The sequence below is a fragment of the Pigmentiphaga kullae genome (assembly GCF_004216695.1).
GTDB classification, from domain to species: Bacteria; Pseudomonadota; Gammaproteobacteria; order Burkholderiales; family Burkholderiaceae_B; genus Pigmentiphaga; species Pigmentiphaga kullae.
On sequence record NZ_SGXC01000001.1, the window covers coordinates 881,874 to 897,020 of the forward strand.

The window sequence follows — 15,147 nt, forward strand, 5'->3', positions numbered from 1 at the left end:
CGGACTACTCCGCCAGATGCAGGGTCTCGACCGCCGAAGCCGCGACCTGCGCGTCGGTGAAGGGCGCATCGACCAGTTGCTTGCGCGACAGCAGCCCCACCTGATCCTCATGATGGGGCGACGCGTCATCGGGCGATTGGCCGTTGGCCGCCATCACCTTGGCCACGAGCTTGCCGCCCGTCCAGGTCACCGCATGCATGTAGGCCGTTCCCGCGACGATGTCGCCGTAGCCCTCTGGGCCGAGCGGCGCCCCCTCCAGCGCGTTGAGTATCCCCTGGTCTCCCGATCCGCCATGCAGCGGAACGCGTCCGTTGGCGGTGGGGCGCGCCAGCATCCGCCCCCATGCCTCGTCACCCTTCAGGCCATGGGTGCCCAGGTCGGCAACGGTGTCGGCCAGCGCCGCGCGCACGGCGGCCTGGACCGGGACGCTGCCGGACAGGGTGCGCACGCGCAGCGGGTCGGCCGCGTCGTACGGCTGCGCGTACAGGTTCCCGATCGCGCTCAGCCGGGGCCACAGCTCGCCGAACAGCAAGGCGCCGCGGCTGTCGGCGTTGTTGCGGCGGTCCCAGCGCGACAGCACGCCGCAGGCCGTGGCAGCGTCGCCCGTGGCGGTGGCGCATGCATCGGCGATGCCGTCCATCAAGGTTTCGGCCGCGTAGTTGCGGTTACCGAAGACCACGTCCACGGCCTGCTCCATCGTTACCTTGCCCGCGGCCAGCATCTCGGCCACCAGGCGGTGGGACATCCGGGTGCGGCCATTGGGCTCGGCATCGGGCCGCCCGAACAGGACCGAGTAGCGGTCGTGCCGCTCGCCGTGGATGGACAGGCTGTAGCTGTCGTTGGCGTTGTAGGCCACGCCCCGGGTGGCCAGCGCGGGAATCCTGTCCGCCGGTGCCAGCCGCGGGCGGCCCTGCTCGTCGCGCAGCAGGCATGCGCCGCGCGACCCGTCCAGCGCGGCCGGCACGCGGCCCGAGGGCGTGGCCTCGACAGCGCAGGCGGCGAGGCCGGCGTCGTCGATGTCCAGGATGGGTCCCGCTTCGATGAACAACGCATTGCCCGCACTGTCGCCCGCCACGAGATGGGCGGCGATGCCGCGATGTCCGGCCACGGCGCGCTGGAAATCGGCCATGCCGCGAGCCTTGGCGACGAGCAGCATCTGGTCCAGGCCACGCGCGTCCCCCTCGGCGGCATCGGTGATGGCGTACCATCCGGCCGGCCTGCCAGGCGCGGCGGGCAGCCGATACAACGGGCCCAGCTCGGTGTACGGCACCGCGTAGGCCTGGGTGCGCTTGGCCCCGTCGGCCTGCCGGACCGCGATCTCCACCACGCGCCGCTCGATGGCGCGGGACACGCCATCGACCATGTAGGCGGGGCTCGCACCTGGGCGCAGATCGAGCCGAAGCGGCAGTCCGTAGGTCACCGTTGAAGGCGCCTCGATGCTCCACGCGACCGCATCGTTGAAGCCCGACAGAGGCAGCGGCACGCCCAGGAAGTCCGCGCCCATGACGTCCATCTCGCCGGGAATGGTCAGATGCATCTGGTGCATCAGCAGCCAGTGGTCCTGCCAGTACGTGTGCGGATTGGCCACCACGATGGCGGCACCCGTACCGGTGGCGTCCGCGCCATAGACCCAGGTGTTGCTGGCCATGCCCAGGCGGGGCGGCGCGGGCGCGGCAGCAGCCCGCTCCGGCTGGCCCAGATCATCCCACAGCGAGGCCGACGCGAAGGGCGCCGCCAGGAAGGTCCGATTCAAGGTGCCGATCTGCATGACGGCGCGCAGCACATCGGCGGCGACCATCGTCGGCGGCCGCAGGTCGCCGCACGCGGCCGGCGCCGCGTGGTCGCGAACGTAGCGGTTGAAGCCCGCGGCATAACCCTCGGCCAGCGCCCGGGCCTGCGGCGACAGCGCCTTCCAGGCCGTGTCCACATCGTCGGCCGACAACTGCATGCGGTAGAAAAGATCGCTGTCCAGGTTGGGCAGCGGCAGAAAGCCCACCAGCGCCTGGCCGTCCGCGCCGAAATGGGCCGACCGCTCGCCGCGCAGGGTGATGATGCGGTCGGCCAGCGCGCACAACTGGTCGCGCGCCACGGCATAGCCGTAGCCATAGCCCAGGCCGCCATGGTCGCTCGCCTTGACGTGCGGCACGCCGTACGTCGTCCAGCGCACCTGCGCATCGAACCGGGCCGTGGGCTGCGGAGGCGGCGGATCGTCGCCACCCCCGCAGCCCGCCACCAGAAACGCCGCAACGGCCGCCCGCCCCCACCGCGCCGGTATCACGGCCGCCTGCCCTGCTTGCGGGCGATGACCTGCATCTCGACATGCGCACCGGGATAGGCGATACCCGCGATCATGGCCGTGCCCGTGGGCTTGCAGGGCAGGTCGTCGGCCAGCACGCCGATGACCGGCTGGACGTGGGCCATGGCATCGATGATCAGCGTGTAGTTGACGATGTCCTCGAGCCGCGCGTCCGCCGCCTCCAGGTAGGAAGCGATGTTGCGCAGCATGAGACGCGTCTGCTCCTCGACCGTCGGCGCCAGTTTCTGCGCGGTGTAGTCCATGCCTATGGTGCCCGACACGAAGACCCAGTCGTCGTCGAACATGGCGCGGCTGTAGGGCGCGCGCGGGAAAGGCAGTGGAAAGTCCGCGATCTGCATGGTGGCTTGCTCCGTGATATGCCGTGATTGCTCAGTCGAGCTTGAAACCCAGCTTGCGAATGATGGGACCGTAGCGGTCCAGGTCGGTGGAGATCTGCCGCCGCAGGGTCTCGGGATCGTTGCGCGGCGCCGGCTCGAAGCCGAACGCCAGCAGTTTGTCGACCACGTCCGGCTGCCGGACCGCCCACTCCACCGCCCCGGCCACGCGCTGCGCGATGCCGGCGGGCAGGCCCGACGGCCCGACGATGGCGAACCAGACCGACATATCGATGCCCTTGAACCCCAGTTCATCGAGCGTGGGCACATCGGGCAGGCCGGAGAAACGCCGTGCCGAACTGACCGCCAGGAAGCGCGCGCGCCCGGACTTCACGAACTGCGCATAGGGCGCGATCCCGTCGAAGGCCGCATCGACGGTGCCCGCCATCAGCGCCTGCGCCACCTCCGCGCTGCCCTTGAACGGTACGCGCCGGGCCTGCGTGCCGGCCGCGTCGTTGAACGTGTCCACCAGGATCTGCGAGACGATGGCCGCGGCGCCGATGTTCAGGTCGGCATCGGCGGACTTGCCGCGCTCGACCAGGTCCGCCACGCTGGCCGGATCCCTGGGCTGGCTGCGCGCCACCACGGCGTTGGGGCCGATCACCGCCAGGGCCACCGGCGTGAAGTCCTTCTTCGGGTCGTAGGGAAGCTTCTCGTACAGCGCGGGATTGAGCACGAAGGTCTGGTCGATGGACCACAGCAGCGTGTAGCCGTCGGGCGGCGCGCGCAGCACTTCCTGCACGCCGATCAGCGTATTGCCGCCCGCCTTGTTCTCGACGATGATGGGCTGCCCCAGCCGTTCCTGCACCTTGAGCGCGATCAGGCGCGCTGCGACGTCCGCGCCGCCGCCGGCCACGAAGGGCACCACCAGCCGCACCGGACGAACCGGCCAATCGGCCGCCGCGGCGGCCGATGCCGCCAGTGCGCACCCCAGCGCGAAGCAGGCCCGCAGCAGGCGGCTGACATGCCGGACGTTCATCATTACACTCCGTCGGAAAGTTGCAGTGATGCTAACGTTCCGGCCCGAGGCCATGTATGCAGATCGAATCGCAAACTGTGCCGATCCCCATCCCGGGTCCGGTGATGCGGGAAGACGACCTCAACGCCATCCTGGCCCCCTCGGCGCCGGAGCCGGCCGGCCTGACCCTGTCCGATATCCTGAGCGAATCGCGCCGCAACGTCCCCTGGCCCAGCGGCGGCCACGTCACGCGGCTGCATACGCTGCCGTGGGAAGGCGCCAGCGCCCGGTATTTCGACTTCAGCCTGGACGACCGCCTGCGGGTGCGGCTGGACCCCGACCGGGAGCTGCTGCTGACCTTCTTCCTGGAAGGCCATGTCAGCGGACACGTCGGCGACGAACACGGCCCCGAACTCGACTTCCGCCTGAACCGCATGCTACTGCGCACGCCCAATCGCAACGGCGGCTACCTCATCGATATCCCCGGGGCCCGTACCCACCGCTTCGTGCAGTTCCGGCTGCGCCGCGACCTCTTGCCGCGCTGGCTCAAGGCACTGGGCGTGCGCCTCCCCGCCGCCCAGCTCGACGAGATGGTCGACCGCGACGATGGCCGCATCCTGTGCAACGCCGCCATCACGCCGCAATTGCAGGGCTGCCTGGAACGCATACGCGGCGAACGCAGCGACCAGCCCGCCTTCGTGCCCCTCTTCCACGCGCGCGCCACCGAGCTGCTGCTGTGCGCGCTACAAGGATTCGACGACCTGCTGCGCCCTGTCCGCTCGCCCGGCGCCGATGCCGCCGCCGTCCTGGCACGATTGCGCGAAACCATCGCCGAGGCGCCGGCCCATCCATGGACGATCACCGAACTTGCGCGCCGCGTCGGCTGCACGAGCGCGCGCCTGCAGCAGCACGTGCGCGATGCCACCGGCCTTTCGGTCTACAACCTGCTGGTCGCCCAGCGGCTGGAGCTTGCCGCCACGCTGCTGCGCGAGACCCGCCTGGGGGTGCAGGCGATCGCGGCCGAAGCGGGCTGGCAATGCCACTCGCGCTTCGCAGCCGTGTTCCGGGCGCACTACGGCAGCACGCCGCGGGCTTACCGGCTGCGCCAATGAGTTAGGCGCGTCCTGGCACGCCTAGCGCGGATTTGCGTCGGCGAGCCACTGCCGCGCCAGAAAATCGATCAGCTTCTGCACGGCCGGGCTGCCGCCGTTCCCGAGTTGCAGCACACCCAACGGCGGCAATGCCAATAGCGACGGATCGGGCCACGCCACATCTATCTCGACCACTCGGCCGGCGCGCTGCATCTGATGCGCCACGCTGCGCGGCATGAAGTCCAGGAGGCCGCGTCGCTCTATGAGCGCGAACGAGAGCACGATAGAACGGGTGTCGATGGGATACAGCCTCGGCCGGTCACCGGTAGCCTCCCATATCTCGCTGAAGATCTGGACGGTCTGTACATCGGACGGCGGCTGGGCCCATGTCTGGTCCACCAACGCCTCGATACCTACCCGCCCCTTATTGGCCAAGGGGTGGCTCGGGCCCGCGACGACGATCAACCGGTCCTCCAGCACAGGTTGGAAGCGGGCATTCAAGGCCAGGTTGGCCGGTTCGCGGCAAATGGCCAGATCGATGCGGCCCTCCGACAACAGCGCCGGGAGTCGCAGTGCCTCAGCCTCCTGGACGCGCGTCACGATGTCGGGATTGGCGTCGACGAAGTCCGGCAAGGCATCGGTGATGATGGCGGACACGCCCGCGGAAATCGAACCGACACGGACAACACCCCCGCGGCTATTGATCGTCGAGGCAACAGTAGTGGTACCGACCTTGATGGCATCGAGCGCGGAGCGTACGAGCGGGATGAGCGCACGCCCCTCGTCGGTGGGAGCCATGCCGCGAGTCTGGCGGAAAAAGAGGCGCACTCCCAGTAACTCCTCGATTTCTGCCAGCGCGTGTGTCGTCGCAGGTTGGCTGAGCCCCACTGCATCGGCCGCCTTCTGCAGGCTGCCCAGCTCGGCGACGGAGGTAATGATCTGCAACTGCCGCAGCCTAGCCTTGCCCATCAGGCGATTGAACATCAGGTTCGCGGATATCATTTCAGATGCTTGACAAGAACAGGAGGGGAAAGGCCATGCCCATGCGCCCCGGGGATTTTCGGCGCGTCAGCCGCACCGGCATGCGGATGATAGCGGGTGGCTTGCTGGCTCTGGCATTGTTCGCGGGCGCGGCTGCCTACTATCGTCGGGTCGCAACTCCCGTCACTCTGATTGTGCCCTACGCGGCTGGCGGGTCGATGGATCTGTCGGCACGCGTGCTGGCCAAGCAATTGTCCGAAGCCCTGCGGCGGCAAGTGGTCTTGGAGTTCATCGGTGGGGCAGGCGGCATCTTGGCGGTGCAGAAGGTGCTGCACGCCAAGCCCGACGGCAATACGTATCTGTATGGTTCGGGTAATGCCGTACTGCTATCGCCCCTGCAGATCCCGGGCGCCGGTTTCACGAGCCACGACCTGGTTCCCGTTGCCCCCGTCAGCAGTTCGCATCTGACCTTGATGGCGCGTGCGGATCTCCATGCGCAGACGATGGACGAGCTCATCGAACTCGTTCGTCGCGAGAAGCGCCCCCTGATGATAGGCACGCCGGGAGCAAGCACGCTGCACCATCTGCTGGCACTTTCCATGGCCGCGCAACTCGGCGGCAAAGCGGAAGCGATACCTTATGTAAAAACATCGACCTTGCTGCAAGACCTGGGCGGCGGTCGTCTCGATCTGGCGATTCTCGCGCTGCCGGCCGCAACCGGCGTCGATGCCGCGCGGGGCAAGATACTCGGCCTGTTCAGCACCAAGCGCTCGCCCCTGTTTCCGGGCATCCCCACCGTCAACGAGAACGCGTCTCTGCGCTTCTGGGTCGTCGACCCCTGGACGGGCATATTTGCCCAGCGCGGCACGCCGCCTCGGGAAATCGCCCACATCAAACGCGCCATGAAGCGCGTGTTGATGTCGCCGGAGCTGTCTCGCGTACAAGCCACGCTGGGCGTGGTGTCGGCCGACCCCAAGAGCATCGACGGTTTCGATGCCTTGGTTGCTGCGGAAGCTCAGCGTTTTGCTGCGATGGTGAAGCACTAGTCCGCATGGCCATCCATTCAAATCTTGAATGGATTCGTGGAATTTTGCATTAGACCTGCGCGTGCCCCCTCCCTAAAAATGGCGCCGCATCCTTTCAAGGATGCGTAACCAATAAAACCAAGGTGGAGGCACTCAATGAAAGCGAAGCGTTTGTCGCTCGCGGCGCTCTTGAGCTTGTCCCTCGTCGCATGCGGCGGTGGAGACGGTGCAAGCTCGGACAATACGCCGACCAACCCGGGAGACTCGCCCACAACGGCATTCGACCCGCGTCTCACGAAGATCGATCCTTCGCTCGTCATCACCCCCGCCGAAGCGCAAGGCTGGTTCGAGAAGAAGAACAGCTGGGGGCCGACCTACACGGGCTCGCCCGCCTGGAAATCGTTCATGGCGTTCCTTGAAGAGCGCCTCGTGGAATACGGCGCCCAGGGCCTGCACAAGCACAAATTCCCGTACGAGCGCTGGTATACGACCGAGTATCCGGATAAATCGGGATGGTCGCTGGTCTCGGATGGCACCCCGGTCGAGGTCGCGTCCTACGCCACGCAATCCGGCTCTACGGGACCGCTGGGCGTCACGGCCCCCATGGTGCTCTATGACATGACGCTGCCCGCCGCCCAACGGCCACCCCTGAGCGCCCTGGCCGGCAAGATCGTCGTCGTCAAGCAGGCGCCATTCACCGGCAGCGGCACGACAGGCGGATACACGGACTATGAGTTCCGTACAGATCCTGACACTTTCCTCGAGCCGGGGGTCTTCGTCGACCCGACCTATGAGGGCGGCTATCGCAACCGCAACCAGTTCGGCGCCATGGGCAGCGTGATCACGGGCGTGCTCAAGCCCTCGGGAGCGGTAGCCCATATCGCGGTGCTCGACATGCCGCCCGGCGCGGCGCAGGGAGGCCGCCAGCACGGGACGCCGTCCCGCTACGAGGTGCCCGGTCTGTTGCTGGACAAGAAAAACGGCGCCAAGGTGATCGAGGACGCGCGCGCGGGCAAGACGGCAACGCTCAAGCTGGATGCCAAGGTAGAAACCAATGCAACGGCCTTCCAGCTGATCGCGACGCTTCCCGGCCGCGACTACGGCACATCCAAGGACAAAGCGGTCTTCATGGCCACGCACACCGATGGCCCAGGCCTGATCCAGGACTCCGGCGGGCTGGGCATCCTGGGAGTGATCAAGTATTTCTCGCAGATCCCGCAGTCCCAGCGGCCGATGAGCATCTACGTCTATCTCGACTGCCGCCATTTCGTGGCCGGAGCCGAACGAGGCGTGCCCTACGACTACATCCACGACAACCTGGAGACCCTGTCCAAGTACATCGTTGGCGGCGTCGCCATGGAGCACAGCGGCGGAGCTCAGATGCACGACGTGGGCGACCGCTATGAGCCGACCGGCCGCGCGATGACCACGTACATCAACACCTACGGCAACGACCTCCTGGTCGAGAAGGCCATCGAGGCGGTCAAGGGCGCGAACCTGCCGCGGGCCCAGGTCAACGTGAATGACCGGCCCGGCGTGCACGGCCAACAACAGAACTCGTGGTTGGGCCGCAACTTCGCGACCTACCTCGATGAGTTCGGTGGACGTCCTGTCTGGCACGTAACGGGAGATTGGCCAAGTTCCGGTTATCAGGCCTTTTACCCGGGGATCAACCGCTTCCGTTCGGACGTCTTCATCGCACAGGTGGAAACGGCGATCCAACTGGTAGGGACGGTAATGACGAGCGATCTGGTCGCGCTGAACCCCGATTGGGGCAAGCTCGGCAGCGCGCTGATCAATCTTGAGGACGACGACTTCAAGAGCCCCGGTTCCGCAACCGCGCAGCGCCAGGCATTGCAGGGCAAGCACAAGGAAATCTTCGATCTGGTGCGGACGGGCTCCTACGAGAAGGTCCCCGTACTGCTGGATGCCCTGTCGGCGGCCGTGACGGCGCAATTGGTCGAAGCCAGCGCCAAACCCGTCGACGAGCTGATATCCAGCGCGAAGTCCCGCGTGCCGACCACCTAGCCGGCAAGGCCTCGCTCGAAGGCCGGTGCAACACGCGCCGGCCGTCTGTTTCAGCCAGCCTCGCAGTCCCGCATCCCAACCAGGAGTACCAGAGTGTTCAAGCAAGCAGTTCTCATCGCGGCCCTGTCGGCCGCCATCGCCGGTCCACAGAGCGCCGGGGCGGCTCAGGATTATCCCAGCCGTCCGGTCACGATGGTCGTGCCGTTCGCGGCGGGCGGACCGACGGACATCGTGGCGAGATCGTTGGCCGAAGCCATGCGCAAGCCCTTGGGACAGACGGTGGTCGTGGAGAACCTTGGCGGTGCGGGCGGCACGCTGGGCACGGGCCGTGTCGCACGCGCCGCAGGCGATGGCTACACCCTGCTGCTCATGCACATCGGCTTCTCCACCGCTCCCGCGCTGTACCGCAAACTGCAATATGACCCCATCAAGGACTTCGAACCGGTTGGCCTGGCGGTCGATGTGCCGATGACCATGATTGCCCGGCATGATTTTCCGGCATCCAGTTTCGGCGAATTCCTTTCTTATGTGCGGGCCCACAAGAAAACCTTGTCGATGGCCAACGCCGGCATCGGCTCGGCGTCGCATCTGTGCGGCCTGCTATTCCTGAGCGCCATCGACACCGACGTGCAAACCATTCCGTACAAGGGAACCGCACCGGCCATGAATGACATGCTTGGAAAGCAGGTCGACTTCATGTGCGACCAGACAACCAACACGTCAGGCCAGATCAAGGCCGACAAGGTCAAGGCCTATGCGGTGACGGCCATGACACGCATTGCATCGCTACCCCAACTGCCGACCATGGACGAAGCCGGCCTCAAGGGCTTCGAGGTCGGAATCTGGCATGGCCTGTGGGCCCCCAAGGGTACGCCGAAGCCGGTCATCGACAAGCTCGTGAATGCGATGCAGGCAGCGCTGAACGATCCGGCGTTCAAGCAGCGCATGTCCGATCTTGGCGCCCAGGTCGAACCCTCCGGACGGGCCACTCCCCAAGCGCTCGATGCTCACGTCAAGAGCGAAATCCAGAAGTGGGGGCCCCTGATCAGGAAGGCCGGCATCTATGCCGATTGACACCATGCGGGGCGGTTTCCCGCGGCAGTGCATGCGCACATGGTGCGCCCTTGCTCTTGTCGCGTCCACAACGGCGGTTCAGGCCGCCCCCGCGCTCTCTGTCGACACCGCGAGGGTGCGCCTGGGATCGCCCCCCGATAGCGCGCTCGCCTTCATGCAGCTGCGAGCCGGGCGCAATCTCTTCGACATCCGCGTCGCCTCGCCCTTTGCCGCCTCGGTTGCGGTGAGGGAAATGGTAAGAGCCGGCGGTCAGATCACCATCGAACCAGTGCCCGACTTTTCGATGAAGACGCAAGAAACCGCCACGCTCGAACTTGCGCCAGGCCACCGTCATTTGCTGTTGCGCGGCGTAAAACCCGGCCTGCGCGACAGGCGGCAGATCCCGCTGACGCTCACGTACGCGCTCGAGCCTGGCGGCAGGCGACACAGCATCCAGGTACCGGCACGGGTGATTGGCCCGCGCCGTGGCGCCGACGATGCGCTCGATATTCATTAGCCATGACACCAAGAGGGTAGGAGCCCTGTATGAAAAAGACACTGCTGGTTGCATTGGTGACCGCGGCCTTCCTGACCGCATGCGACGGAGGCGGAGACGGGAGTGGACAACCAGGAACCGACCGGCCTGATGGTGAAGGCCCCACCGCATCGCCCCTGACCTCCATCGACGAAAACCTCCTGATCACCAGGGCAGAAGCCCAGGAATGGCTGACGGAGAAAGACTCGTACGATCCCACCTATGCAGGCTCGGAGACCTGGAAGCACTACTTGGCTTCGCTGGAGACCAAGCTGCGCAGCTACGGGGTGGTGGACATCATTCAGTACGCCTTCGGCTACGACCGCTGGTACACGACGGAATGGCCGGACAAGAGCGGCTGGTCTCTACTGTCGGACGGAGTGCAGGTAGACGTGGCCTCGTACGCGATCAACTCGGGAGACACCGGCGTAAGTGGCGTAACCGCTCCCATGGTGCTATACGACATGAACCTGCCAGCAGCGCAACGTCCGACGAAGGAAAGTCTGGCCGGAAAGATCGTCGTGTTCAAGCAGCAGCTGTATTCCTCGGTGGCGAGCGGCAGCGTGGGAGGCTATAGCAGTCCGTCGCTTGGCGACTACGAGTTCCGCAGCGATGAAGAGACCTTCCCGGCGCCAGGCGAGAAAATGCCGGTCGAAAAGGACGCCGATTACCGCAACCGTCAGCAATTGAACAATGCTGCGGCGCTGGGCATCAACGTGTGTCAGGCTGGCGGCGCGGTGGCGGCCGTATGGGTGCTGGACATGTCGCCGCTGGCCGCCCAGGGTGCCCGCCAGCACAGTACGCCGCGGATCTACGACTGCCCCGGCGTCCTCGTGGACCGGGTGGCTGGCGCAAAGGTCCTGGCCGATGCCGCCGCCGGCAAGATGGCCACCGTTAAGCTCGAAGGCGAGATCGAGAAAGATTCGCGCACATATCAGTTGGTGGGGTTCTTGCCAGGCCGCGCTTATGGCACGGAAAAGGACCAGCGAGTGCTGCTGTCCACGCACACCGATGGCATGAGCAACGTCGAGGACAACGGCGGACTGGGCATCGCGGCGGTGATTCAGTACATGTCGCGGGTGCCGCAGGCGCAGCGTCCACGCACGATCATGTTCTTCCTGGACAACCGCCATTTCGTTCCAGGTGCCGAAACGGGCGTGCCGTACGACTACTTCGACGACTTCGAGCATGCGGCCGACAAGGTCGTCGGAGGTGTAGCGCTGGAACATTTCGGCGGCATGCAATTCGCGGAGAACGGCAACGAATACAAGGCAACCGGCCTGCCTGCGCACACCTATGCGTTCACCTATCCCAATCCGCTGGCCATCGAAAAAGCCATCCAAGCGGTCAATGACGCGGGATTACGCCGCGGTATCGTCACCGCTCCTACCGGCAACGGCTACAGCGGCCTGTACAGCAAGCCAGGCGTGCACGGCCTGAGCCAGGGTTTCTGGTTCGGCGGCAATTTCATGTCGCCCTTGGCTGAGAACGGCCACCTGCCTGGCTGGCACGTAAGCGGCGACTGGCCCAGCGCAGGGTATCAGCACTGGGGGCCGGCTACTGGTGTACGGGTCGATCCCGAGTACTTCCGGATCAACGTGAAGACCGCGCTGCGCCTCGTCCAGACACTCATGACCGATGACCTGACCGCTCTCGCGCCAGACTGGGGCATCGTGCGCGCCAACATCGACGCGTTCACGGATGCGGACTTCGTGGCGGCGGGGGGAGCGGCCGCGGCCAAGACTACGATGCTGCGGTCTTTCGACGCGATCTTCGCCAACACCAAGGCCGGAAAATATGACTTGGCGGCCAAGGATCTCCCGGCGTTGCGCCAACAGTTGGCCAACTCGGTGAAAGCGGCAGCCGGCAAGAACGCGCTGGCTGCGCTGGATGCCGTAATCAAGCTCGTCGGCCAGGGCCCCAACCTCCCTCCAGCCTGACCGGCAAGGCATGCGCAGCGGGGTTGGACGCCTTGCCCGACCCCGCCCGCCGGCTCATATCCTGCTACAAATTCGTTGTTACTTGGCCGGTGCTGGACACGATTCTGCGGCAAACTGCACGGCTAGCAGTCTGGAGTTGGAGTCCAGCATGACCAAGCCAAGCCTACGTTCCACCGCATCGCTGATCCTCGTCACCACCGCCCTGTCCTGGGGCTTGCCGGTGCGCGCCGACGATCTGCGCGAATCCGCGGGCGGCCGCGAGAGTTCCGTCGATACTTCCCCCCGCTCCTACGGCGGCAACGGATTGCGCCTGGGCGCCCGGACGCCCGCCTCCTCGGGCCTGGGGGGCAGCGGACTGCATGCCTCGCTGGACGCCACGGCCGCGACCGGCGCGCAGGCCGGTACCGGCAAGGCCGCCGTCCAGCAGCCTGCCCTGGGCACCCGCACGAGGAAGAAGGACGGGCGCTGAGCGGCGCCCGCCCGCTGCACGGCTAGGCCAGCGGCGCGATGCGCTGCTCGATCGCGCCGAAAACACTGTTGCCCGAGCGGTCGAAGTGCTCGATGCGCACCGTATCGCCGAACTTCAGGAACGGGGTCCGCGCCGCCCCTTGCCGGATGGTCTCCAGGGCGCGCCGTTCTCCCAGGCAGCCCACGCCCACGGATTCGTCCTCGTTCGACACCGTGCCCAGGCCCACCAGCGTTCCCGCCTCGAACGCGCGTGTCTGCGCGACGTGGGCGATCAGGTCCCCATAGTGGAAGGCGACGTCGGTACCGGTCTCGATGCTGCCCAGCTCCTCGCCGCGCACCCAGCATTTCATGGTGCCCGACACCAGCCCATCCTTCCATAGCTCGCCCAGTTCGTCCGGGGTCACCGCGATGGGCCCCAGGCTGGAGGCCGGCTTGCCGACCAGGAAACCGAAGGTACGCTTGAGCTCGCCCGGAATGATGGCGCGCAGCGATACGTCGTTGAGCAGCACGAACAGGCGGATGTACCCGCACGCGCCCTTCGCGTCCACGCCCAGCGGCACGTCGCCGGTGATGGCGGCGATCTCGGCCTCGAAGTCGATGCCGTCGTCTTCAGAAGGCAGGCGCACGTCGTCGTTCCAGCCCATGAAGCCGTGCGAGATGCCCTGGTACATCAGCGGTTTCTGGAAGAAGTCGTCGGGCACCGATTCGCCGCGCGCCTGGCGGTTGCGCTGGATGTGGCTGGGATAGGCCGCGCCGTCCAGGTACTGATAGGCGCGCGGCAGCGGCGCCGCCAGCGTGCCCAGGTCCAGCGCGAAGGCGCGGGCGGCACGGCCGGCGTTCAGGTCGTCGTACAGCGCCTGCAGGCGGGGGCTGGCGCGTTCCCAGTCGTCCAGCGCCGATTGCAGCGTGGGCGCGATGGCCGCGGCGCTCACCGCCGTGGCAAGGTCGCGGCTGACCACGAGCAATGCGCCGTCGCGCCCCGCGCGTTGCGATGCCAATTTCATTCCAGCTTCTCCAAGAGTGCGGCGCGCGGCCCCTTGCCGGCGCCAGATGATGTCCAGGTCCTAGACAGGATTGCCGGATCGGAATCCGTCCCAGACCTCGTCGTAGTCCGGCTGCAGGTTGGGCGCGGCCAGCGCCTGCGCCGTCGGGCGGTACACGTGGCGGCTCTCGAACATGAAGGCCATGGTGTCTTCCAGCCGGCGCGGCGCCAGCGCCTCGGTGCTGGCGCGCTCGAAGGTGGCGGCGTCGGGGCCGTGCGGCAGCATGCAGTTGTGCAGGCTGATTCCGCCCGGCACGAAGCCCTCGGCCTTGGCGTCGTAGACGCCGCGAACCAGCCCCATCAGCTCGCTCATCACGTTGCGGTGGAACCAGGGCGGACGAAAGGTGTCTTCCATGACCAGCCAGCGCGGCGGGAAGATCACGAAGTCGCAATTGGCGGTGCCGCCGATTTCCGACGGCGAGGTCAGCACGGTGTTGATCGACGGGTCGGGATGGTCGAAGGTGATGCTGCCGATGGCCATGAAATGCGCCAGATCGTACTTGCAAGGCGTCAGGTTGCCGTGCCAGGCCACCACGTCCAGCGGCGACGACGAACGCTCCAGTTCCCAGAAGCCGCCCAGGAACTTGCGCAGGATGCGCACCGGCCCCGTCGCCGGCTCGCAGGCGGCGACCGGCGCCAGGAAGTCGCGCGGATTGGCCAGGCCGTTGGAGCCCAGCGGCCCCAGCTCCGGCAGCCTGAAGGGCGCGCCGTAGTTCTCGCACAGGTAGCCCCGCGCCGCGCCGTCGGGCAGGTCGATGCGGACATGCACGCCGCGCGGCAGCAGCAGGATCTCGCCGGGCGCCACCCGCAGGCGGCCCATCTCGGTATGCACGTCGAGCACGCCCGACTGCGGCACCACCAGCATTTCGCCGTCCGCGTTCATCAGATAGCGGTCGCGCATGGACGCATTGGCGCGATAGACGTGGACGGCGGTGCCGCTCTGGGTCTCGGCGCTGCCGTTGCCCGCCACGGTCACGATGCCATCGACGAAGTCCGTGCCCGGCACGGGCTCCGGCCAGGCATTCCACCGCAGCCGGTTGGCGGGCGCGGCCACTGCCGTGAACGGAGCGGTCAACCAGGCCGGATGCGCAACCGCATGGGCCTTGCCGTGCGCGGCGGAAGGCCGCACCCGGTAGGTCCAGGTGCGCAGGTTCACGGCGCGGGGCGCCGTGAACGCCGTACCCGAGATCAGTTCGGCGTACAGGCCGTGCGCCACCCGCTGCGGCGAGTTGCGGCCCACGGGCAGCACGCCCGGGCTGGCCTCGGTCGCGAACTCATTGCCGAATCCGCTCTGGTACTGCGGCTCCGCCGCGACTGCCCTGTCCATCCTGGCGT

13 protein-coding genes are annotated in these 15,147 nt (G+C 66.8%); 7 read left to right on the forward strand and 6 right to left on the reverse strand.

Going from position 1 to position 15,147, the window contains the following annotated elements; all coding sequences use genetic code 11:
• Positions 1-4: 4 nt before the first annotated feature.
• Genes EV675_RS04345 through EV675_RS04355 form a run of 3 tightly spaced genes read right to left on the reverse strand, consistent with a single transcriptional unit; the run spans position 5 to position 3,670 of the window.
• Positions 5-2,233 carry a penicillin acylase family protein gene (locus EV675_RS04345; protein ID WP_165404421.1) on the reverse strand — a complete coding sequence of 743 codons (2,229 nt, stop codon included), beginning with the start codon at positions 2,231-2,233 and terminating at the stop codon, positions 5-7.
• Positions 2,234-2,274: 41 nt separating this feature from the next.
• The gene (locus tag EV675_RS04350) at positions 2,275-2,655 is read right to left on the reverse strand and encodes a RidA family protein (protein ID WP_130356169.1); all 381 of its coding nucleotides are present in this window, start codon (positions 2,653-2,655) and stop codon (positions 2,275-2,277) included.
• Between the two features lie 31 nt (positions 2,656-2,686).
• Positions 2,687-3,670 carry a Bug family tripartite tricarboxylate transporter substrate binding protein gene (locus tag EV675_RS04355; RefSeq protein WP_165404422.1) on the reverse strand — a complete coding sequence of 328 codons (984 nt, stop codon included), beginning with the start codon at positions 3,668-3,670 and terminating at the stop codon, positions 2,687-2,689.
• 56 nt (positions 3,671-3,726) lie between these two features.
• On the opposite strand from EV675_RS04355, the gene EV675_RS04360 reads away from it, so the two are divergent.
• The gene (locus EV675_RS04360; RefSeq protein WP_130356171.1) at positions 3,727-4,761 is read left to right on the forward strand and encodes a helix-turn-helix domain-containing protein; all 1,035 of its coding nucleotides are present in this window, start codon (positions 3,727-3,729) and stop codon (positions 4,759-4,761) included.
• A 21-nt stretch (positions 4,762-4,782) separates the two neighbouring features.
• Here EV675_RS04360 and EV675_RS04365 read toward each other — a convergent pair whose 3' ends face one another.
• The gene (locus tag EV675_RS04365; protein WP_165404423.1) at positions 4,783-5,724 is read right to left on the reverse strand and encodes a LysR family transcriptional regulator; all 942 of its coding nucleotides are present in this window, start codon (positions 5,722-5,724) and stop codon (positions 4,783-4,785) included.
• A 23-nt stretch (positions 5,725-5,747) separates the two neighbouring features.
• On the opposite strand from EV675_RS04365, the gene EV675_RS04370 reads away from it, so the two are divergent.
• From EV675_RS04370 to EV675_RS04395, 6 genes are all read left to right on the forward strand, one after another.
• Entirely contained in the window at positions 5,748-6,767 is a 1,020-nt protein-coding gene (locus tag EV675_RS04370) for a tripartite tricarboxylate transporter substrate binding protein (protein ID WP_130356173.1), read from the forward strand.
• Between the two features lie 135 nt (positions 6,768-6,902).
• A complete protein-coding gene (locus EV675_RS04375; protein ID WP_130356174.1) occupies positions 6,903-8,774 on the forward strand; it encodes a hypothetical protein in 1,872 nt (623 codons plus the stop codon).
• Between the two features lie 93 nt (positions 8,775-8,867).
• Positions 8,868-9,848 (forward strand): tripartite tricarboxylate transporter substrate binding protein BugD, encoded by a 981-nt coding sequence (locus EV675_RS04380; protein ID WP_242621331.1) that lies wholly within the window; start codon positions 8,868-8,870, stop codon positions 9,846-9,848.
• Complete coding sequence (locus EV675_RS04385) at positions 9,838-10,344, forward strand: copper chaperone PCu(A)C domain-containing protein (RefSeq protein WP_130356175.1); 507 nt, start codon at positions 9,838-9,840, stop codon at positions 10,342-10,344. The genes EV675_RS04380 and EV675_RS04385 overlap by 11 nt, the downstream gene beginning before the upstream one ends.
• Positions 10,345-10,373: 29 nt before the next feature.
• Entirely contained in the window at positions 10,374-12,302 is a 1,929-nt protein-coding gene (locus tag EV675_RS04390; protein WP_130356176.1) for a hypothetical protein, read from the forward strand.
• 148 nt (positions 12,303-12,450) lie between these two features.
• Complete coding sequence (locus EV675_RS04395) at positions 12,451-12,771, forward strand: hypothetical protein (RefSeq protein ID WP_130356177.1); 321 nt, start codon at positions 12,451-12,453, stop codon at positions 12,769-12,771.
• Positions 12,772-12,793: 22 nt separating this feature from the next.
• On the opposite strand, the gene EV675_RS04400 is transcribed toward EV675_RS04395, so the two are convergent.
• The gene (locus EV675_RS04400; protein ID WP_130356178.1) at positions 12,794-13,774 is read right to left on the reverse strand and encodes a fumarylacetoacetate hydrolase family protein; all 981 of its coding nucleotides are present in this window, start codon (positions 13,772-13,774) and stop codon (positions 12,794-12,796) included.
• Between the two features lie 60 nt (positions 13,775-13,834).
• Entirely contained in the window at positions 13,835-15,139 is a 1,305-nt protein-coding gene (hmgA, locus tag EV675_RS04405) for a homogentisate 1,2-dioxygenase (RefSeq protein ID WP_130356179.1), read from the reverse strand.
• Between the last annotated feature and the right edge of the window lie 8 nt (positions 15,140-15,147).

Coding starts and splice junctions, on each gene's coding strand:
- EV675_RS04390 (WP_130356176.1), top strand. CDS start 10,374: ATGAAAAAGACACTGCTGGTTGCATTGGTGACCGCGGCCTTCCTGACC.
- hmgA (WP_130356179.1), bottom strand. CDS start 15,139: ATGGACAGGGCAGTCGCGGCGGAGCCGCAGTACCAGAGCGGATTCGGC.
- EV675_RS04365 (WP_165404423.1), bottom strand. CDS start 5,724: ATGTTCAATCGCCTGATGGGCAAGGCTAGGCTGCGGCAGTTGCAGATC.
- EV675_RS04370 (WP_130356173.1), top strand. CDS start 5,748: ATGCTTGACAAGAACAGGAGGGGAAAGGCCATGCCCATGCGCCCCGGG.
- EV675_RS04350 (WP_130356169.1), bottom strand. CDS start 2,655: ATGCAGATCGCGGACTTTCCACTGCCTTTCCCGCGCGCGCCCTACAGC.
- EV675_RS04400 (WP_130356178.1), bottom strand. CDS start 13,774: ATGAAATTGGCATCGCAACGCGCGGGGCGCGACGGCGCATTGCTCGTG.
- EV675_RS04385 (WP_130356175.1), top strand. CDS start 9,838: ATGCCGATTGACACCATGCGGGGCGGTTTCCCGCGGCAGTGCATGCGC.
- EV675_RS04395 (WP_130356177.1), top strand. CDS start 12,451: ATGACCAAGCCAAGCCTACGTTCCACCGCATCGCTGATCCTCGTCACC.
- EV675_RS04360 (WP_130356171.1), top strand. CDS start 3,727: ATGCAGATCGAATCGCAAACTGTGCCGATCCCCATCCCGGGTCCGGTG.
- EV675_RS04375 (WP_130356174.1), top strand. CDS start 6,903: ATGAAAGCGAAGCGTTTGTCGCTCGCGGCGCTCTTGAGCTTGTCCCTC.
- EV675_RS04355 (WP_165404422.1), bottom strand. CDS start 3,670: ATGAACGTCCGGCATGTCAGCCGCCTGCTGCGGGCCTGCTTCGCGCTG.